General features: G+C 68.8%; 17 protein-coding genes. 12 read left to right on the top strand and 5 right to left on the bottom strand.

Going from position 1 to position 20,533, the window contains the following annotated elements; all coding sequences use genetic code 11:
• Positions 1-38 precede the first annotated feature (38 nt).
• Positions 39-1,058: a polysaccharide deacetylase family protein gene (locus tag AW272_RS17675; protein ID WP_066366209.1), complete on the bottom strand. Its 1,020-nt coding sequence runs from the start codon at positions 1,056-1,058 to the stop codon at positions 39-41.
• Between the two features lie 295 nt (positions 1,059-1,353).
• Positions 1,354-2,337 carry a 2-dehydropantoate 2-reductase gene (locus AW272_RS17670; RefSeq protein WP_066366207.1) on the bottom strand — a complete coding sequence of 328 codons (984 nt, stop codon included), beginning with the start codon at positions 2,335-2,337 and terminating at the stop codon, positions 1,354-1,356.
• A 158-nt stretch (positions 2,338-2,495) separates the two neighbouring features.
• Between AW272_RS17670 and AW272_RS45605 the strand changes: the two genes are divergently transcribed.
• From AW272_RS45605 to AW272_RS17635, 7 genes are all read left to right on the top strand, one after another.
• Entirely contained in the window at positions 2,496-2,795 is a 300-nt protein-coding gene (locus AW272_RS45605; protein ID WP_066366204.1) for a hypothetical protein, read from the top strand.
• 145 nt (positions 2,796-2,940) lie between these two features.
• A complete protein-coding gene (locus tag AW272_RS17660) occupies positions 2,941-4,623 on the top strand; it encodes a thiamine pyrophosphate-binding protein (protein WP_066366201.1) in 1,683 nt (560 codons plus the stop codon).
• 8 nt (positions 4,624-4,631) lie between these two features.
• Positions 4,632-5,858: a formyl-CoA transferase gene (frc, locus tag AW272_RS17655; protein ID WP_066366198.1), complete on the top strand. Its 1,227-nt coding sequence runs from the start codon at positions 4,632-4,634 to the stop codon at positions 5,856-5,858.
• A gap of 1 nt (position 5,859) precedes the next feature.
• Positions 5,860-7,986 carry an acetate--CoA ligase family protein gene (locus AW272_RS17650; protein WP_066366196.1) on the top strand — a complete coding sequence of 709 codons (2,127 nt, stop codon included), beginning with the start codon at positions 5,860-5,862 and terminating at the stop codon, positions 7,984-7,986.
• A 237-nt stretch (positions 7,987-8,223) separates the two neighbouring features.
• Positions 8,224-9,630 carry an Nramp family divalent metal transporter gene (locus tag AW272_RS17645; protein ID WP_157518612.1) on the top strand — a complete coding sequence of 469 codons (1,407 nt, stop codon included), beginning with the start codon at positions 8,224-8,226 and terminating at the stop codon, positions 9,628-9,630.
• Position 9,631: 1 nt separating this feature from the next.
• Positions 9,632-10,180, top strand: a complete 549-nt coding sequence (locus AW272_RS17640; RefSeq protein WP_066366194.1) for a hypothetical protein — start codon at positions 9,632-9,634, stop codon at positions 10,178-10,180.
• Entirely contained in the window at positions 10,177-11,199 is a 1,023-nt protein-coding gene (locus AW272_RS17635) for a TerC family protein (RefSeq protein WP_066366193.1), read from the top strand. The genes AW272_RS17640 and AW272_RS17635 overlap by 4 nt, the downstream gene beginning before the upstream one ends.
• Positions 11,200-11,790: 591 nt before the next feature.
• Here AW272_RS17635 and AW272_RS42100 read toward each other — a convergent pair.
• The 3 genes from AW272_RS42100 to AW272_RS17625 form a co-directional block, all read right to left on the bottom strand.
• Positions 11,791-11,967 carry a hypothetical protein gene (locus tag AW272_RS42100; RefSeq protein ID WP_157518611.1) on the bottom strand — a complete coding sequence of 59 codons (177 nt, stop codon included), beginning with the start codon at positions 11,965-11,967 and terminating at the stop codon, positions 11,791-11,793.
• An 822-nt stretch (positions 11,968-12,789) separates the two neighbouring features.
• Positions 12,790-13,518, bottom strand: a complete 729-nt coding sequence (locus tag AW272_RS17630) for a GntR family transcriptional regulator (RefSeq protein ID WP_066366192.1) — start codon at positions 13,516-13,518, stop codon at positions 12,790-12,792.
• A 95-nt stretch (positions 13,519-13,613) separates the two neighbouring features.
• On the bottom strand, positions 13,614-14,927 hold the full coding sequence (locus tag AW272_RS17625; protein WP_157518610.1) for an MFS transporter: 1,314 nt from the start codon (positions 14,925-14,927) through the stop codon (positions 13,614-13,616).
• A 100-nt stretch (positions 14,928-15,027) separates the two neighbouring features.
• On the opposite strand from AW272_RS17625, the gene sucC reads away from it, so the two are divergent.
• From sucC to gcl, 5 genes are read left to right on the top strand one after another with little or no spacing between them, the layout of a single operon-like run.
• Complete coding sequence (gene sucC / locus AW272_RS17620; protein WP_066366181.1) at positions 15,028-16,179, top strand: ADP-forming succinate--CoA ligase subunit beta; 1,152 nt, start codon at positions 15,028-15,030, stop codon at positions 16,177-16,179.
• Positions 16,180-16,192: 13 nt separating this feature from the next.
• Positions 16,193-17,062 carry a succinate--CoA ligase subunit alpha gene (sucD, locus tag AW272_RS17615; RefSeq protein WP_066366179.1) on the top strand — a complete coding sequence of 290 codons (870 nt, stop codon included), beginning with the start codon at positions 16,193-16,195 and terminating at the stop codon, positions 17,060-17,062.
• Positions 17,059-17,853 (top strand): hydroxypyruvate isomerase family protein, encoded by a 795-nt coding sequence (locus AW272_RS17610; RefSeq protein WP_066366177.1) that lies wholly within the window; start codon positions 17,059-17,061, stop codon positions 17,851-17,853. The genes sucD and AW272_RS17610 overlap by 4 nt, the downstream gene beginning before the upstream one ends.
• Positions 17,850-18,719 (top strand): 2-hydroxy-3-oxopropionate reductase, encoded by an 870-nt coding sequence (locus tag AW272_RS17605; RefSeq protein WP_066366166.1) that lies wholly within the window; start codon positions 17,850-17,852, stop codon positions 18,717-18,719. The genes AW272_RS17610 and AW272_RS17605 overlap by 4 nt, the downstream gene beginning before the upstream one ends.
• Positions 18,720-18,733: 14 nt before the next feature.
• Positions 18,734-20,440, top strand: a complete 1,707-nt coding sequence (gene gcl / locus AW272_RS17600) for a glyoxylate carboligase (RefSeq protein ID WP_066366828.1) — start codon at positions 18,734-18,736, stop codon at positions 20,438-20,440.
• Positions 20,441-20,533: the final 93 nt, after the last annotated feature.

The following is a 20,533-nucleotide window of genomic DNA, read 5'->3' as shown; positions in this document are numbered from 1 at the left end:
AGACCGGACTTAGCCGATCTTGGCGGAAAGATGATCCTTTAGTAGGCGAGTGCCTTTGTCTTCGCGCCCGGCGCCAGCATCGTCTCCTGGAACTTCGGGAACGCGACCGTGCGCGCGTCGCCGTCGCTGGTGTAGCGCTCGCCCGGGTTGTCCTTCAGCCAGTCGAGCCAGCCCGTCGAGCAGAACTTCGCGCAGTCGCCCTTCTTGTCCATCGACCGGATGCGCGGGATGCCCAGCGCGTCGAACGCGCTGCTGAACGGCGACTGGGCCGGCATGTAGCCCGCCAGGAACACGCCGGAGTAGTTGTACTTCACTCCCTTCTCATTGCCCTTGAGCGCCCACTCCTTCGTCTTCGGCTGGTTGCCGTAGGGGAGCGCCAGGGTGACCACCGGGCCGCCGTTGAGGTCGGTGATCAGCTTGTGGCCGTTGGTGACCTCGTCGATCACGACCTGCTTCGGCTTGCCCATCAGGTTGGTGTGGTCTTTCGTGTGGTTGCCGAGCTCGAAGCCGTGCTGCTTGAGCCAGGCGATGATCTGCGCCTGCTCGGACTGGCTGCTCTTGCCGAACATGTCCCGCGTCACATAGAAGGTCGCCACGGGGCGGAAGCCCGGATGCTTCGCCCCCGCCTCCAGCAGGATCGCCACCGCCGTGTCCTTCGCCGGGGTGCCGGTCCCGTCGAGGGTGACCTGCGACGGCGACGAGTCGTCGAAGGTCAGCACGACCGGGTGCTTCCCGGCCGGAATGTCGATCTTCCCGGTCACATATTCGGCCGCCGTGACCGGCACGTAGCCTTCCTTGGCCAGCCGCTCGAGCTCGGTGCGGAACTGCTTGGGTGTGCGGTCGTCCTGGGTGGCCGGGTTCTCGATGATGCGGTGATACATCAGGACCGGGATCTGGCCCAGTTCGTTGGCCTTGACAGCCTTGGCGTTGGCCGCGCTCACGGGCTTGATCGCCGCCGGTTTGACCTGCACCGTCGTCGCGGGCTTCTGGTCCTGGTTGGCGCCACATGCCACACACCCGGCCAGCACGATCAATCCGACAGTCGCCGCGACTCGCATCTGTTAGCCCCTCCGGTTCGTCACGTCATTGACACGGAGAGTGATCCCCTAATCAGTGACCGAAGACGGCTAAGAGATTCTAAAGTTCACGTAAGGGACGAAATACGCATCCGGGATGCCGGTGACGAGGGGGCGAACGTCGCCATCCGGCATCCCGTCGCCATCGTGAAAGGGGTCCGCGAGTCATGCCCCTGACCCAATGGGACCATTCACGACGACGCGTTGGTCCGCTCCCTCGCTGAGGCGGACGTCAAAGGTTCTCCCAAGGTGATCGCCGGAATCGGTTGATCCCGTTTCATGCGGTTCTCATGAGTCGTGTCTGAGTGTCAAGGAGGTCGGTGACGGCATGGATCGCACGCAGGGTCGGCACCGGTGTCTTGGTCAGGTCGGCCAGTTCGACCACGGCGGCGAGTAGCACGTCGAGTTCGAGCGGCTTGCCCTTCTCCAGGTCCTGGAGGGTGGACGTCTTGTGCTCGCCGGCCTTCTCGGCCCCGGCAAGACGCCGGTCGATCGAGATGTGAGGGTCGCAGCCGACCGCCTTGGCCACCGCGACCGTCTCTTCCATCATGGTTCTGACCAGGCCCCGGGCGCCGTCGTGGCGGCAGATGCCCGCCATCGTGGCCCGCGCGAGCGCGCTGATCGGGTTGAACGCGACGTTGCCCATCAGCTTGACCCAGATGTCGTTGCGGAGGTCGGCCTCGACCGGGCACTTGAGGTCGCCGGCGACCATGGCGTTGCTGAACTCGACGCACCTGGCGGTCAGTTCGCCGCTGGGTTCGCCGATGGAGAAGCGGGTTCCCTCAAGGTGGCGGATCACGCCGGGGGCCTCGATCTCGGTGGCGGCGTAGACGACGCACCCGATCGCGCGGTCAAGGGAGAGGGCCTCGGTCACCGAGCCGCCGGGGTCGACGCTCTCGATGCGGTAGCCGTCGTAGGAGCCGCCGAGTCGGTGGAAATACCACCACGGGATGCCGTTCTGGGCGGCGATGACGCTGGTGGAGTCGTGGAGCATCGGCGCGATCATCTGACCGGCCGCAGCGTAGGAGTTGGCTTTCAGGCCGAGGAAGACGTGGTCGACCGGGCCGACCTCGCGGGGATCGTCGGTGACGTGCGGGTGGGCGGTGAAGTCACCGCGTGGGCTGAGCACGCGCACGCCTGACTCACGCATGGCCGCGAGATGTTCCCCGCGGGCGATGAGATGGACCTCGACGCCGGCGCGATGCAGGGCGGCCCCCACATACGCGCCGATGGCGCCGGCGCCAAGAACAGCGACCTTCACACTAGCTCCGTTCTCGCGTCGACAGTGCATTCGGTATACGGTATGGCAGCAGCGTCGTCAAGGAGGCCAACCCATGACCGTGCTCTCGCATCCACCTTCCGCGCAGGTCAGTGACCTGCCGCTCGACCCGGGTGAGGCCGTGGAGACAGCTGTCGGGGTTGGTGATCCCAGGCGGGGTCACCTTCGTGGTGCCGTACACGGCCGAGAAGGCGCTCCTGCTGATCGGCGGATCCGGTGAGCCGGGCGCGCACACCAGGCGGCGGGGGACGACGTGCCTGACCGCGCGTCATTCCCGCGACACTCGGCCGGCGCCGGTCCGGAGATCGGCGCGCGGGGTCATCCCCGTGGGCGCTGACCGGCCCCGATGCCTGCGTGACGTGGCGATGGCCGATGCCCTGGCCGTCGTTCCCCCGGGTTGGGCGGGCGGGCCGGTGGAGTCACTGGCCGTCCCGGCCTAGTAACCAGTTCGAAATCTTGTAACCCGCCGGAAAGGTATGGACATCCTCAGATCTCGGGGGTAACCATAATCCTCATACGGTATGCAGTATGGCGTAGACGCAATTCAGAACGTTCTGACAGAACGTCTTTGAGAGGACGGCCCTGATGACGGAACCAGCCCCGGACCAGATCTCCGGAGGTCACCTGGTCGCGAAGGCGCTCAAGGCGGAGGGGATCGACGTGATCTTCACCCTCTGCGGCGGCCACATCATCGACATCTACGACGGCTGTGTCGACGAGGGCATCGACGTGATCGACGTGCGCCACGAGCAGGTCGCCGCCCACGCGGCCGACGGCTACGCACGCATCACCGGCAAGCCCGGCTGCGCCGTGGTCACCGCGGGCCCCGGCACCACCGACGCGGTGACGGGCGTGGCCAACGCCTTCCGCGCCGAGAGCCCGATGTTGCTGATCGGCGGCCAGGGCGCCCTGAGCCAGCACAAGATGGGCTCGCTGCAGGACCTGCCCCACGTCGACATGATGACGCCGATCACCAAGTTCGCCGCGACCGTCCCGTCGACCGAGCGGGTCGCCGACATCGTGTCGATGGCCTTCCGTGAGTGCTACAACGGCGCGCCCGGCCCGTCGTTCCTGGAGATCCCGCGCGACGTGCTCGACGCCAGCGTGCCGCTGGAGAAGGCCCGCATCCCCCAGGCCGGTCGCTACCGCGCCTCCACCCGCCAGGCCGGCGACCCCGACGCGATCGAGCGCCTGGCCGACCTGCTCGTCCACTCCGAGAAGCCCTGCGTGCTCCTCGGCAGCCAGGTCTGGACGACCCGCGGCACCGACGCCGCGATCGATTTCGTCCGCGCCCTCAACGTCCCCGCCTACATGAACGGCAGCGGCCGGGGCACCCTCCCGCCCGGCGACCCCCACCACTTCCAGCTGTCGCGGCGCTACGCGTTCAACGAGGCCGACCTGATCATCATCGTCGGCACTCCGTTCGACTTCCGCATGGGCTACGGCAAGCGGCTGTCCCCCTCGGCGTCGGTCGTGCAGATCGACCTCGACTACCGCACGGTCGGCAAGAACCGCGACATCGACCTGGGCATCGTCGGCGACGCGGGGCTGATCCTGGCCGCCGCCGCGCAGGCCGCCTCCGGCCGGGTCGACACCGGCGCCGCCAAGCGCAAGGTGTGGCTCGAGGAGCTGCGCACGGTCGAGAACCAGGCCTTCCAGAAGCGCCTGCCGCGCCAGCTGTCGTCCGCCCAGCCCATCGACCCCTACCGGCTGGTCCACGAGATCAACGAGTTCCTGACCGAAGACACCATCTACATCGGCGACGGCGGCGACATCGTCACCTTCTCCGGCCAGGTCGTGCAGCCCAAGTCGCCAGGCCACTGGATGGACCCGGGCCCCCTCGGCACCCTCGGCGTCGGCGTCGCCTTCGCGATGGCCGCCAAATACGCCGAGCCCGACAAGGAGGTGCTGTGCCTGTTCGGCGACGGCGCCTTCTCCCTCACCGGGTGGGACTTCGAGACGATGGTCCGGTTCAACCTGCCGTTCATCGGCGTCATCGGCAACAACTCGTCGATGAACCAGATCCGCTACGGCCAGGCCGCCAAATACGGCGAGAACCGCGGCCGCGTCGGCAACACCCTCGGCGACGTCCGCTACGACGAGTTCGCCCGCATGCTCGGCGGCCACGGCGAAGAGGTCCGCGACCCCGCCGACATCCGCCCCGCGCTCGAGCGCGCCCGCGAGTCGGGCAAGCCCGCGCTGATCAACGTGTGGGTCGACCCGGAGGTCTACGCCCCCGGGACCATGAACCAGACGATGTACAAGTAGGGAGCGGAATGCCCAAGGCCTTGGAGGGCGTCCGCGTCCTCGACATGACCCATGTGCAGTCGGGCCCGTCCGCCACGCAGCTGCTCGCGTGGCTCGGCGCCGACGTCGTCAAGCTGGAGGCTCCCACCGGCGACATCACCCGCAGCCAGCTGCGTGACCTGCCGGGCGTCGACAGCCTCTACTTCACGATGCTCAACTGCAACAAGCGCAGCATCACGCTGAACATGAAGAGCCAGCGCGGCAAGGAGCTGTTCGTCAAGCTCGTCCAGGAGTCCGACATCCTGGTGGAGAACTTCGGCCCCGGCGCGGTCGACCGCATGGGCTTCCCGTGGGAGCGCCTGCGCGAGCTCAACCCCCGCTTGATCTACGCCTCGATCAAGGGCTTCGGCGCCGGCCGCTACGCCGACTTCAAGGCCTACGAGGTGATCGCCCAGGCGATGGGCGGCTCGATGGCCACGACCGGGTTCGAAGAGGGCCCGCCGCTGGCGACGGGCGCGCAGATCGGCGACTCGGGCACCGGCGTCCACGCCGTGGCCGGCATCCTGGCCGCGCTCTACCAGCGCGAGTCCAGCGGCCAGGGGCAGCGGGTGCAGGTCGCCATGCAGCACGCCGTGCTCAACCTGTGCCGGGTCAAGCTGCGCGACCAGCAGCGGCTGGCCCACGGCGCGCTGAAGGAGTATCCGAACCGCACCTTCGGCTCCGAGGTGCCGCGTTCGGGCAACGCCTCCGGCGGCGGCCAGCCCGGCTGGGCGGTCAGGTGCGCGCCCGGCGGCCCCAACGACTACATCTACGTCATCGTCCAGCCCGTCGGCTGGAGGCCCGTCTCCGAGATCATCGGCCGGCCCGAGCTGGCCGACGACCCCGAGTGGGCCACCCCCGAGGCGCGGCTCACCAAGCTCGACAAGATGTTCCAGCTCATCGAAGAGTGGTCGAGCCAGCACGACAAATGGACCGTCCTCGACCGGCTCAACGCGGCCAACGTGCCGTGCGGGCCGATCCTGTCCACCGCCGAACTCATCGACGACGAGTCGCTGCGCGCGGAGGGCGCGGTCGTCACCGTCGCCCACCCCGCACGCGGGGAGTTCACGACGGTCGGCAGCCCCCTCCAGCTCTCCGACTCCCCGGTCGACATCACCACTCCGCCGCTGCTCGGAGAGCACAACCACGAGATTTTCACGCGGCTCGGGGTCACGGCCGATGAGCTGGCCGAGCTGAAGACGAACGGAGTGATCTGACATGTCGGCAGAGGTTCGCGAGATCCTCGACAAGGCGCGCGCCGAAGGGCGCACCGCGCTGACCGCCCCCGAGGGCAAGCGCGTCTGCGACGCCTATGGCATCGCGACCCCAGGTGAGGGTCTGGCCACCTCGGCCGACGATGCCGTCGCGCTGGCCGCCTCGATCGGGTTCCCGGTGGTGCTGAAGATCGTCTCCCCGGACATCCTGCACAAGACCGAGGCCGGCGGCGTCCTGGTGGGCGTGAGTTCGGCCGAGGCCGTCCGCGCCGGCTACGAGCAGATCCTGGCCAACGCCCACGCCTACAACGCCGGAGCCGTCATCGACGGCGTCCAGGTGCAGCAGATGGTCGGCGGCGGGCACGAAGTGATCATCGGTGCGGTGACCGACCCGACGTTCGGCAAGGTGGTCGCCTTCGGCCTGGGCGGAACGTTGGTCGAAGTGTTAAAGGACGTGACCTTCCGGCTCGCCCCCCTAACAGTGCATGATTCCCTGGCGATGCTGGATGACATCAAGGCGGCCGAAGTGCTGCGTGGGGTTCGCGGAGCCGCACCGGCCGACCGGGCGGCCCTGTCGACCATGATCGAACGCGTCGGCGCGCTGGTCGCCGACTTCCCCGAGATCGCCGAGGCCGACCTCAACCCCGTCTTCGCGTCCGCGAACGGCGCAGTGGCCGCTGACGTGCGCATCATCCTGTCGGCCGAGGCTCCCGTGGAGACCCCGCGCATCCCGCGCGAGGAGATCCTGGCCAAGATGAACCGCATCTTCCATCCCCGGGCCGTCGCCGTCATCGGCGCCTCCGGCGAAGACGGCAAGATCGGCAACTCGGTCATGCGCAACCTGATCAACGGTGGCTATCGGGGCAACATCTACCCGATCAACCCGAAGTCCACGGAAATCCTCGGGTTACCCGCCTACCGGAGCATCACCGACGTGCCCGGTGAGATCGACGTCGCGGTCTTCGCCATTCCGGCCGCGTTCGTGCCGGCCGCCCTGGAGGCCGCCGGGGAGAAGGGCGTCGCGGGGGCGATCATGATCCCCTCGGGCTTCGCCGAGACCGGCAACGTCGAGGGCCAGCAGGAGATCGTCGAGATCGCCCGCAAACACGGCGTGCGCATGCTCGGGCCCAACATCTACGGCTACTACTACACGCCCGAGAACCTCTGCGCGACCTTCTGCACCCCCTACGACGTGCGCGGCAGCGTCGCGCTGACCTCGCAGAGCGGCGGCATCGGGATGGCGATCCTGGGCTTCAGCCGCACCACCCGAATGGGGGTCTCCGCCATCGTCGGGGTCGGCAACAAGGCCGACGTCGACGAAGACGACCTCCTCACCTTCTTCGAGCAGGACGACAACACCAAATGTGTCGCCATGCATCTCGAAGACCTCAAAGACGGGCGCGGCTTCGTCGACGCCGTCCGGCGGATCGTCAAGACGAAGCCGGTGATCGTGCTCAAGGCGGGCCGGACCGCCATGGGCGCACGCGCCGCCGGATCCCACACCGGCGCCCTGGCCGGTGACGACAAGGTCTACGACGACATCCTCCGGCAGGCCGGTGTCGTCCGCGCCCCGGGCCTCAACGACATGCTGGAATACGCCCGATCCCTGCCGATCATGCCGACCCCGCAGGGGGAGAACGTCGTGATCATCACCGGAGCGGGCGGCTCCGGCGTGCTCCTCTCCGACGCCTGCGTCGACAACGGCCTGACTCTCATGGAGATCCCGCCCGACCTCGACGAGGCGTTCCGCGCCTACATCCCGCCCTTCGGAGCGGCGGGCAACCCGATCGACATCACGGGCGGCGAACCGCCCCTGACCTACGAGAACACCCTCAGGCTGGGCCTCGCCGACCCCCGGATCCACGCGCTCGTGCTCGGTTACTGGCACACCATCGTCACCCCCCCGATGGTCTTCGCCGAACTGGTCGCCCGAGTCGTGGCCGAGGAAAGGGCGAAGGGCAACCACAAGCCGGTCGTAGCCTCACTGGCCGGTGACACCGAAGTCGAAGAGGCCTGCGATTACCTCTTCGACCACGGCGTGGTCGCCTACCCCTACACCACGGAGAAGCCCGTGGCCGTGCTCGGCGCGAAATACCGCTGGGCCAGGGCGGCCGGACTCATGCCCGGCTGACGCACCACCCGCACCAACACTGCGGCGGCCCGCCGAACCTGAGCACGGCGGGCCGGCGCGCGACGCTCCGGTGACCAGGGCCGGAGACCCAAGAGGGGGGCGAATCGGGGACAGGCGGGACCAATCAACTCCCGAGGAGGTCCATACGTGGACACGTCAAGTACACCGGCGACCGAACCCACGGCTGCCAACGCAGGACAAGAAGAACGAGTGTGGCGGGCGGGCAAGCTTGAGCCGATGCCCATCCGCACCCTGCCCGACGCGCCCCCGTCGGTGCACATCCTCGGGCCCACCGTGTTCCTCGTGGCGCTCGGCGTGGGCATGGGCGAGTCGTACATGTGGCCCCGGCTGGTGCTGCTGTTCGGGCCGGAGATCCGGTGGCTGTTCCTCGTCGGCGTCACCCTGCAGGCCGTCGTCATGCTCGAGATGGCCCGCTACGCCATGGCGACCGGAGAGAGCATCTTCTTCGGCGCGGCCCGTGTCTTCAAGCCGCTGATGTGGTTCTTCTTCGTCGTCGCCATAGCCGTCTACATCTGGCCAGGCCACCTGTCGGCGGGTGCGGCGGCCTTGGAGGAGATCACCGGCATTCCATGGACGGTGACCGCGGTAAGCGGACTGATCCTGGTCGGGGTGGTGTTCAGCCTCGCCAAGGTCATCTACAGCCTGCTGGAGACCTTGCTGTCGATCCTGATCGGCGCCCTGGTCATCGGCACCGCCATCGTCGCCGCGATGGTCGGCACCTGGGACGACGTCGTCAGCACCGTCGCCGGCATGTTCGCCATCGGCTACATCCCCGACGGGGCCATGACGGCCGCGTGGTTCCCGGTGATCGTGGGTTCGATCGCGTTCGCCGGTCCGTCCGGAATGCAGCAGATGTGGTACACCCTGCACCTGCGTGACTCCGGCGCCGGCATGGGCGCGCACATCCCGCAGATCCGTGGCCTGCGTCACGCCGGCGAAGAAGAAGCCATGCCGGCGCGGGGCTTCATGTTCGACACCGACAACCCCGAGGAGATGAAGAAGTGGCGCGGCTGGCGCCGCTGGGTCACCTTCGACGCGCTCCTGCTCTTCTGGGGCATCACCATGCTGGTCACCATCTCGTTCACGGTGATCGCGCAGGCGGCGGCCCGGCAGACACCGGGCGTCAGGGAGATCATCGCGAGTGGTGAGCGCGAGGCCGCCCTGTCGGCCATGGCCGACTCGTTCGCCTCGGCGGGCAGTTCGGTCCTGGGCGTCATCTTCCTCGGCTTCATCTCGCTCATCGGTCTCAACGCGACCCTCGGCCTGTTCGACTCGTTCTCGCGCGGCCAGGCCGACATGACCTACCACTTCGTGAAGGGCGCCAAGAAGTGGCGCATGTCGCATCTCTACGCGGCCTTCCTGTGGGGCGTCATCGCGTTCGGCATCGGCATCCTGCTGTTCGGGCCGGCCGACGGGCCGAGCGGCATCCTCGACACGCTGGCGTTCCTGTCGACATTCGCCATGGGCGCCTACTGCGTGACATTGCTGCTGGTGAACAACCGCATGCTGCCGAAACCGATCCGCCCCAAGTGGTGGACGAACCTGATCATCGGCTTCGGGGCGGTCTTCTACCTCGGCATGCTGCTCTACAGCCTGTTCGCCTACGGCGTCGTGGTCGGCTGACATGGCGCCCGACGGACACTCCATCCGGCAGGCCGGGGAGCTCGCCCTCCCCGGCGTCGCGATCGGGGCCGTCGGCGGCGCCATGGCCGGCGGGCTGACCCTCTTATCGGGTCAGCCCGCTGGCTGGGCAGCCGTCGCGGCGCTCACGCTCGCCCTCCCGCTCGCCCTGCTCGGCGGCCTCTACAGCTCGCTGATGGGCCTGCCCGGACCGTTCCGGCCGGGCCTGTTCGCCCCCGCCGGTCTGTTCTGGCTGATCGGCTTCCCCCTGGCCCGGTTGACCCAGCAGGTGAGCACGGGCCTTATCCTCGACGGCCGGGTGCTACTGGCGGGCGGGGTGGCCGGCTTCCTGGCGTATCAGGCGCTGGTCAGCCTCGGATTCGCGATCGGATTCGTCTGGCTGCACGAACGGCTGATGCCACACTGGCTCGTCCAACTGGCTCCCCGCAACGCGGTGGCGCGCACTGTGCTGCAGCGCTACATCGAGCACGCCGAGGCCCTCAGCCGTGGCCGAAGAGCCCACGGCAAAGGCCAGACGAAAGGAGTCCGATGAACCTTCCCGCCTGGGTCTGGCTGGCCACGGTCGCGGGATTCGCCCTGGTGCTGGCGTTCGACTTCTGGCTGGTCGCACGCAACCCCCATGAACCCTCTTTCCGCGAATGCGTGGGCTGGGTCGTCTTCTACGTGGGCCTGGCCGCCGCGTTCGGAGTCGGCCTCTGGATCCTGTGGGGCGGTGACCACGGCGGAGAGTTCTTCGCCGGATGGATCACCGAATACTCCCTGAGCGTCGACAACCTGTTCGTCTTCTTGATCATCATGAGCCGCTTCCAGGTGCCGCGGCAGTATCGCCAGAAGGTCCTGCTGATCGGCATCGTCATCGCCCTGGTCATGCGCGGCGCCTTCATCGCCGCCGGCGCCGGCGCGATCTCCCGGTTCGACTGGCTCTTCTATATCTTCGGCGCCTTCCTGATCTACACGGCCTGGAAACTCGTCGGCCACGAGGAAGACGAGGCCGAATTCTCCGAGAACATCGCCCTGCGCACGGTCCGCCGCATCCTGCCCTCGACGGACAAATACCAGGGCGCCCAGATGACCGCCCGCATCAACGGCCGCCGCGTGGTGACCCCGATGCTGATCGTCATGGTCGCCATCGGCACCACCGACCTGCTGTTCGCCCTCGACTCGATCCCCGCCATCTTCGGCCTGACCCGTGAGCCCTACATCGTGTTCACCGCCAACGCGTTCGCGCTGATGGGCCTGCGGCAACTGTTCTTCCTGATCGGCGGCCTGCTCGACCGGCTCGTCTACCTGAGCAAGGGCCTGTCGGTCGTGCTCGCCTTCATCGGCGTGAAACTGATCATGGAGGCGCTGCACCACGACGGCGTCTCGTGGGCGCCCGAGATCCCGATCTCGGTCAGCCTCGGCGTGATCCTCGGCACCCTGGTCATCACCACCATCGCGAGCCTGATCAAGACCCGCATGGACGACCGCCGCGCCGCCGCCACGCCTCCTCCCGCCCCCAAAGACGACGCGGGCGAGGAAGACCGCCGGAAGGCCGACATCGACAGCTGACCCCGTTCACCGGCCTCCGTGGGCTCCGCCTCACGGGGGCCGTCGTGGTCCGTTCCCGGGCGCGTGAAGGCCAGCGGCATGTTCCGGCCTGATGGCGTCCGGCTTGGCCGGGAGCCGCTCACCGGCCGGCTCTGCCGGTGCATACGGGAGCAGGCTGGGCCCGACCGATGTCGAGTGCGGTCAGATCGAAACGACGTTTGGTTTCGAGTCCGCCGAACGGGCCTTTCTCGCTGTTGGCACTGCCGATCAACTCGGCTCAGATCGAAGAAGGCGCGACGTGGAAGCGACCCTGACGCGACTGGTGGAGCTTCGCGTTCACCGGGCCTGGCTGGTTGCGGGGAAGGTCTCGACGCGGCCGTCATGGGGCTCTTGCACCGTCGGCTCCGGCCTTCTGGGGCCGGGTTTGTGTTCGCCTGATCGACACGTGTTGGTTGTCGCCGCCACGATGTCGCCAGGCGCCGGCTCCGATTTGCGCCGCCACGATGTCGGCACGTGGTGCCGGCCCCGATTCGTCGCCTCGATGCCGCCACGATGACGTCGGACTCCGTGCTGGAGTGCACGCTGAGTCCGACGCCGGGTGGCATGCGGCGGTCAGCGCTGTTCGGCCTTGACGGGCTCGGTGGCCCACTGGCTGACGTGGCTCTCGACGCCTTCGGCGGAACGCGCCTTCCGGAGTGCGGTGGCGAGGCCCAGCCCGATCGGACGGCCGTCGGCCGAGGCGCCCAGCGGGCCCTCGAAAGCGCGCAACTTCTTGAGGAACGACTTCATTGCGAATACACCTCCTTCGCGAACTACCTCAACTACCCGGGAAGGTCCCGGGAAATCCAGGGCGCCGGCCATGGGGTGGCCGGCGGGTCAGAGACGATCGGCGGGGCCATTCGCGGCGTGGGCCGCCAGTGGTGCTGGAACCGATGATCGACGACGTCGTGCTTGGCGATGTCGTGTGTTCGTGTGGAAATCTGTCGGGGCTTTCCGTTTGGATAAGCCTCTTCCGAGTTTTCCAGTCGGTTATTAGGTCAGGGTTTCGGGCGTGGAAACACCAGGGGGCTCGGTGATATTTCCGCGGCGGCTTCGTTCGAGCTGCTCGTGTTCAGGCATGCAGAAATGACACATCTGAATTAGACGGCTAGATCGATATCACGATGGGGTGACCGGCCGGAGGAGGCCGATATCCATCGCCCCTCGCTGCCAGGCCTCCGGCGTCGATCGCATCGAGCCTTGAGGCCTTCGGCCGAGCGGCACGCCGTTTCGCCAGAAGGGTTCGCTGGGCATTGTTCCGCGGTGCTCATGCCCAGTGGTCCGTATTTCGGTGATGAACGACCCGGAGTGAACGGCTGCGCTAGTGGGCGACCATTCCTTCCTGGCGCTGAGCGTCGGTTCAGCTGGATTCATGCGCGGTGTGCGGCGAGGTGGGTGGGGGCGCTGAGCGTCGGTTCAGCTGATACATGAGCGGCGATGGCGCTGGTGTGATGAGCGTCGGTTCACCTGGACACATGCGCGGCGTGTGGCGATGGGGTCGGCGCGCTGGGCGTCGGTTCAACCGGCCGGCGTGTGGGCGATGGCCCAGGGGCCTGGCTCGCCGACGCCGGTTCAGCTGGATACGGCGCGTGGTCGGCGACGGCGGATGGGGGCCGGGGGCTCCTCCTCCGGGTGCTGGGCGCGGGACTCCAGGTAGGACTGACGCGTGTGTTCGGTGTGGCGGCGCATGATGTCGGCGGCGACGTCTTCTTCGCCCGACTCGATCGCGTCGATCAGGGCCGCGTGCTCCTCCCACGACGCCTTGCCCCGGTGGCGGGCCACGGGGGTGTGGTACCAGCGCACCCGGCGGGCCACCTGGGAGGTCAGATCGGCCAGGACGCGGTTGCCCGACATGTTCACCACCGCGGTGTGCAGCTCGCTGTTGGCGACGACGGCGGCGTCGACGTCGTCGGCCAGGCAGGCGGCCAAGCCGCGCATGCAGATGTCGCGCAGCGCTGAGATGTCCCTCTTATCGGTGTTGCGGGCGGCCAGGCGGGCCGACTCGGCTTCCAAGAGTGTGCGGACGGCGAGGAGTTGATCGGCCTCCTCGACCGTGGGGGCGTGGACATAGGCGCCGTGGCCGGGACGCAGGTCGACCCAGCCTTCGCCGCTCAGCAGCTGGAGGGCCTCCCTGACCGGCTGGCGGGAGACGCCGAGGTTGTCGGCGAGTTCATTCTCGACAAGGTGCTGACCCGGCTTCAGGCTGCCGATGATGATGAGCTCGAGGATCCTCTCCAACACGCTCTCCCGCAGGGTTGTGGGACGAACGATCTTCGCGGTGGAGCCCTGGTTGGCCAGCATCGGGTTTTCTCAACTCCTGGAAACGACCACTAAAATGTTTGTCGTCGACTGCCTACAGCATACATTCCTGACATTATCGCTGGCCGTGACATCGCTCACATCAGCCTGCCCACTTTGACGGCACCCGGCGGCGGCGCGGGAAGAGTGGCGGGAACTCCCGGGCGGCGCAGGGTGGCGCAGAGCAGCGCGGTGGCGGCGGCGAGGATCATGGCCGCCACGAAGACGGGCGCCCCGGTGTTGGTCGCCAGGGCGGGCAAGGCCAGGATCGCCAGGCCTACTCCGGCGGGGCCCGCGACGGCCTTGGCCGTGTAGACCAGGCCGTGGATTCCGTGGACACGATCTTCGCCGAAATACTCCCGCACCAGCGCGGCGATGAGCGGATAGATGGCTCCGCCGCCCAGCCCGGCCGGGATCGCGGCCGCCAGTGCGACCGTGTCGGCCGCGGCCACTGCGGCGGCCCCCGCCAGCATGCCCTGCGCGATCGTCAGCAGGGCCAGGGCCAGGGCGAGGACCTTCACCCGGCCGAAGCGCTCCGCCAGAGGGACGGCCGCCGAGCGGCTCGCGCCGGTGAGGGCCAGGAGGACGGCCAGTGCGGCCCACGGGGGCTCGGGGCCCAGGAAGGCCAGGGCGATGACGTCGAAGATCGCGACGGCGCCGGCGCCGATGAGGATCACGGTCAGGACGACCAGCGTCGGGGTGCGGGCGGCCTCACCCAGGGAGAACTGACGGGCGGCGCGGGGCTGGCGGTGCAGGACCCGCCGGTCGAGGGCCCACTCGCGCGGGTCGATCTCCGGCGGCCACCAGTTCGCCGGCGGTGTGCGCAGGACCGCCGCGGCCCAGGCGATCGCGGCCAGGCCGAAGCCGGCCATGACGGGCCATAAGCGCAGGTCGAGCATCAACGGCAGGGCGCTGCACGAGTATGCGCCGGTCACGAAGGCAACCCGCACACCTGGTCGTTCGGGATACCAGCGGGCGAGGGTCTCGGTGCAGGCGGCGTACACGAGGCCTGCGCCGGTGCCGCCCAGCAGGCCGTAACCCACCAGCAGAGGCACGCCGGGAGCGGCCAGCGAGGGGATGGCGAGGGCGCAGAGCAGGGCGCCGAGCCAGAGGGCGACGCGGACGCCGACGACCCCGCGCGAGAGCAGGCGGGTGGCGGGCAGCGCGACGGCGGCCTGACAGGTCAGCCAGACCGCCAGGGGGAGCAGGACCTCGGCGGCCGAGGTGCCGTGGGCGCGGGCGATGGACGGGGCGAGGGCGGCGTAGCCGTATTGCATCGGGCCGACCGCCGCCATGGCGGCCATGGCGGGCCAGAGCATCGCCGACCTGGGGCGGCCGATGAGTTGTGGGGCCGCCGGGCCCACCTGGTAGAGACGCCCGCGCCAGTCTCTGACTTCCAATGTATCCTGCATACCGTATGGGATATCCCGAAACCCCACCTCCTGTCGAGAGGACTTTACGACGCTCGTTCCATACGGTATACCGTCTACAAGATGCGTTGAAGGAGGCCCTGTGGACCTGTTCGAGCACCAGGCGAAGGAGCTGTTCGCGCGCTACGGCGTCCCCGTCCCCGAGGGGGCGGTGGCGGCGACGCCTGAGGAGGCGCGCGCCATAGCCGCCGAGCTGGCCGGGCCGGTCGTGGTCAAGGCCCAGGTGAAGACGGGCGGTCGCGGCAAAGCCGGCGGCATCAAGCCCGCTCCCGGCCCGGCCGCGGCGGAAGACGCCGCCCGCGCGATCCTCGGGATGGACATCAAGGGTCACGTGACCCGGAGTGTTCTGGTCGAGGTGGCGAACGTACCGGTCGAGGAGTATTACGCGGCCTTCCTGGTCGATCGCGCCGCCGGGGCCTTCCTGGCGATGTGCTCGGCCTCGGGCGGCATGGAGATCGAGGAGCTGGCCGTCACCGACCCGGGTGCGCTGCTCAAGGTGCCGATCGATCCGCTGCGCGGGGTCGACCACGAGACGGCGGCGTTCATCGTCACCGAGGCCGGGCTGCCGTCCGACATCGCCGAAGAGGCCGTCGACATCCTCGTCGGCTTATGGAAGGTCATGGCCGGCGAAGACGCCGTGCTCGTCGAGGTCAACCCGCTCGCCCGCACCGCCGACGGCCGGGTGCTCGCCCTCGACGGGAAGGTGACGCTCGACGAGAACGCCGACTACCGGCATGAACGGCCCGCCGACGTCGCCCAGGGCGGCGACGACCTCGAGAGCCGGGCCAAGGCCAAAGGGCTCAACTACGTCAAGCTCGACGGTTCCGTCGGCGTGATCGGCAACGGCGCGGGGCTCGTCATGAGCACCCTCGACGTCGTCGCGCAGGCCGGCGCCCGGCCCGCCAACTTCCTCGACATCGGCGGCGGCGCCTCCGCCCAGGTCATGGCCGACGGCCTCGGCGTCATCCTGTCCGACCCCGACGTGAAATCGGTGCTGGTCAACGTGTTCGGCGGCATCACCGCCTGCGACGCGGTGGCCGACGGCATCGTGGCCGCCCTCGCCACGCTCGGCGAGCAGGGTGCGACCCACCCGATCGTGGTGCGGCTCGACGGCAACAACGCCGAGGCGGGCCGCCGGATCCTCGATCAGGCAGCGCACCCCGCCGTCCGGCAGGTCCCGACCATGGACGGCGCCGCCGAAGAGGCGGCCAGGCTGGCCAACGCGGCCGCGTGAGGAGACCCCCAGAATGTCGATCTTCCTGAACAAGGACAGCCGCGTCGTCGTGCAGGGCATGACCGGCTCCGAAGGTGGCAGACACACCGCCCGCATGATCGCCGCGGGCACCAACGTCGTGGCCGGGGTGACCCCGGGCAAGGGCGGCCTGGTTCACCAGGGCATCCCCGTGTTCTCGTCGGTCGCCGAGGCGATGGACACCACCCACGCCGACGTCTCCGTGGTGTTCGTGCCGCCCCGGTTCACCAAGGGCGCCGTCCTGGAGGCGGTCGACGCCGGGATCGGGCTGTGCGTGGTGATCACCGAAGGCGTGCCCGTCCACGACAGTCTCGAGTTCCTGTCCCTGGCCAAGGAGAGCGCGACCCGGATCGTCGGGCCCAACTGCCCCGGGCTGATCACACCCGGCGCCTCCAACGCGGGGATCATCCCGGCAGACATCACCGCTCCCGGGCGCATCGGCCTGGTGTCCAAATCGGGCACCCTGACCTATCAGTTGATGTACGAGCTGCGGGACATCGGGTTCTCCACAGCTGTGGGAATCGGCGGCGATCCCGTCATCGGCACCACCCACATCGACTGCCTCCAGGCGTTCCAAGATGACCCCGACACCGACGCGATCGTCATGATCGGCGAGATCGGCGGCGACGCCGAGGAACGGGCCGCCGCCTACATCGAGAAACACGTCACCAAGCCGGTCGTCGCCTACGTCGCCGGGTTCACCGCGCCCGAGGGCAAGACGATGGGCCACGCGGGCGCGATCATCTCCGGCTCGGCCGGCACCGCCCAGGCCAAGAAAGAGGCCCTGGAGAAGGTCGGCGTCAGCGTCGGCCGCACCCCCAGCGAGACGGCCCGGCTCATGCGGGCTCTTCTGGAGGCGGCATGAGCGAGCTTCGGTTCGACGTCAACCTGTCGATTCTGTTCACCGAGCTGCCGCTGCTGGAGCGGTTCGAGGCGGCCGCGAAGGCCGGGTTCGACGCCGTCGAGTTGTGGTGGCCCTTCGACGGTCCGCAGCCGTCCGAGCTGGAGCTCGACCGGCTGCGGACGGCCATCGATGACGCCGGGGTGCGGCTCGTCGGGCTCAACTTCGACGCCGGGAACATGGCCGGGGGCGACCGGGGGCTGGTCTCGTCGCCGAGCGGGTCGGCGCGGTTCCGGGCCAACGTGGGGGTCGCGGCCGGGCTAGCCGAGTCGCTCGGGTGCCGGCGTCTGAACGCGCTCTACGGCAACGCCGAGCCCGAGGTGTCGCCGGAGGCTCACTGGGCGATCGCGGTGGAGAACCTGCTCTACGCCGCCGAGGTCGCCGACCAGGCGGGGGCGGTGGTGCTGGTGGAGGCGCTCAACTCCTATGAGAGCCCGGCCTATCCGATCGTCTCCTCTGAGGAGGCGTTCCGGCTGCTCGACCAGGTCGGCGTGGCCAACATCGGGTTCCTTGCCGACCTCTACCACCTGCACCGCATGGGAGAAGACGTCCTCGAACTGATCGGCCGTCACTGGGAGCGGTTCGGTCACGTGCAGATCGCCGACGATCCGGGGCGGGGCCAGCCGGGCACCGGCGCCATGCCCTACGACCGGATCTTCGAGCGGCTGGCCGCCACCGGCTACGACGGCCACGTGGGCCTGGAATACCGTCCGGTCGGCCCGAGCGCCGACAGCTTCGCCTGGAGGAACGGATGAACATCGGCTTCATCGGGCTCGGCATCATGGGCACGCCCATGGCCGCGAACCTCGTCCGGGCCGGGCACACGGTGGTCGGCTACGACGTCAGCACCACCCGGCTCGACGAACTGGCCGAGCTCGGCGGCAAGGCCGCGGCGAGCCTCGGCGAGGCGGTCGCGCAGGCCCATGTAGTGATCACCATGCTGCCCGACTCACCACAGGTCGAAGAGGTCGTCTTCGGCGAAGGCGGCATCCTCGAATACGCCCCCGCCGGGCTGCTCCTGATCGACATGAGCACCATCAAGCCCGAGACGTCCCGGCGGGTGGCGCAGGCGGCGGCGGTGAAGGGCGTCCACGCCATCGACGCGCCGGTCAGCGGCGGGGAGAAGGGCGCCGTCGACGGCACCCTGTCGATCATGATCGGCGGGCGGGCCGAAGACGTCGAGTCGGCCCGGGAGATCCTCCGGGTGCTCGGCACCACGATCGTCCACGTCGGGCCTCCCGGGGCCGGGCAGACCGTGAAGGCCGCCAACCAGCTCGTCGTCGGCGGCATCTACGCCCTGGTCGCCGAGGCGATCGTGCTGCTGGAGGCGTCCGGCGTCGACCCCAAGGGCGGCCTCGACGTCCTCGCCGGAGGCCTCGCCGGGTCGCGGATCCTGGAGCTCAAGCGCCACTCCATGGTCGAGCGCAGCTTCCAGCCGGGCTTCCGCATCGACCTGCACCACAAAGACATGGGCATCGCCACCGCCGCCGCCCGCGAGGCCGGGATCGCGCTGCCCGTCACCGCACTGGTCGCCCAGCTCATCGCGGCGGCCAAGGCCCAGGGCCACGGCTCGCTCGACCACTCCGCCCTGCTGAAAGTGATCGAAAGGATCAATTCGTGAAGCGGATCCCCTGCATGGAGGCGGCCGTCGCGGTGCTGGAGAGCGAAGGCGTCGACACCGTCTTCGGCATCCCGGGCGCGGCGATCCTGCCGCTCTACGCGGCCCTGCAGCACAGCTCGATCAAGCACATCACCGTCCGCCACGAGGAGGGCGGAACCCACGCCGCCGACGGCTGGGCCCGCGTCACCGGAAACGTCGGCGTCTGCATCGGTACCTCGGGGCCGGCCGGCACCAACATGATCACCGGGCTCTACACGGCGCTGGCCGACTCGATCCCGATGATCTGCATCACCGGTCAGGCGGCGCGGAGCAAGCTCCACCAGGAGTCGTTCCAGGCGGTCGACATCGTCGAGATCGCCAAGCCGGTGACCAAGTGGGCGGTGCAGCTCAAGGAGCCCGCGCAGGCGGCCTGGGTGTTCCGTGAGGCCTTCCGCGTCGCCCGGTCGGGGCGGCCGGGGCCGGTGCTCATCGACCTGCCCATCGACGTCCAGCGCGGGACCTGTCTTTATGACCCAGAGCTCGACGCGCCGCTGCCGGTCGACGTGCCGCAGCCCTTACCGAGAGCCGTCCAGGCGGCGGTCGACATGCTGTCTGCCGCCGAGCGCCCGCTGATCCTCGCGGGCGGCGGCGTCGTCATCGCCGACGCCTCGACCGAACTGCGGGCGCTGGCCGAGCACCTGCAGGTGCCGGTCCAGGTGACGCTGATGGGCAAGGGCGCCTTCCCCGAAGACCATCCGCTGTTCGCCGGCATGGCCGGCATCCAGACCCAGACCCGGTGGGGCAACGCGGCGTTCCTCGAGAGCGACCTAATCCTGGCCGTCGGCGCCCGCTTCGGCGACCGGCACACCGGTGACCTCGACGTCTACCGCAAGGGCCGCCAGTTCATCCACGTCGACATCGAGCCGACGCAGCTCGGCCGGGTCTTCGAGCCCGACCTCGGGGTTGTCGGGCACGCCCGGCCGACGCTGGCGGCGATGGCCGGCGAGGCGCAGAAGCGCGGCAACCCCAGGCGCGAGTCCGCGTGGTCCCACCGGGTCGGCGAGCTGCGGCGCACCCTGCCGCGCCGCGACGACTTCGACGACGTGCCGATCAAGCCGCCGCGCGTCTACCGGGAGCTCAACGACTTCTACGGCCCCGACACGACGTTCGTGACCGCCATCGGGCTCTACCAGATCTGGTCGGGCCAGTTCCAGAAGACCTACCTGCCACGCCGCTACCTCGTCTGCGGCCAGGCCGGGCCGCTGGGCTGGGAGGTCCCGGCGGCGATGGGGGTCAAGGCGGCCTATCCCGACCGCGAGGTCGTGGTGGTCGTCGGTGACTACTCCTTCCAGTTCCTGATGGAGGAGGTCGCGGTCGCGGCCCAGTACCAGATCCCGTTCGTCATCGTCATGGTCAACAACGAATACCTGGGGCTGATCCGGCAGGCCGAGATCCCCTACGACATGAACTTCGCCGTCGACCTCCACTACGGCGAGGGCGGCATCGACCACGTGAAGGCCATGGAGGCCTTCGGCTGCCCGGCCCGCCGGATCGAGGAACCCGGCGACATCCGGGGCGCCCTCGAATGGGCCACCGCCGAAGCCCACGAGAAGCGGGTTCCGGTCCTGGTCGAGATCATGGTCGAACGCGAGGCCAACGCCGCCATGGGCCCGTCACTCGACGCCATCAAGGAGTTCGAGCCCTTGCCCGTGCTGGCCGAAGACATCGACTGGTCCGACTGAGAGGCGCTGAGACATGCCACTCTCGCTCGCATCGCGACCCGCCGGTCGGTCTGAGGCGATGACGGTGCTGCCGTTCAGGCTCGCGCCGCGACT

The sequence above is a fragment of the Herbidospora mongoliensis genome, from assembly GCF_001570545.1.
Classification (GTDB): Bacteria; Actinomycetota; Actinomycetes; order Streptosporangiales; family Streptosporangiaceae; genus Herbidospora; species Herbidospora mongoliensis.
This window is presented reverse-complemented; position numbering and strand designations above follow the sequence as displayed.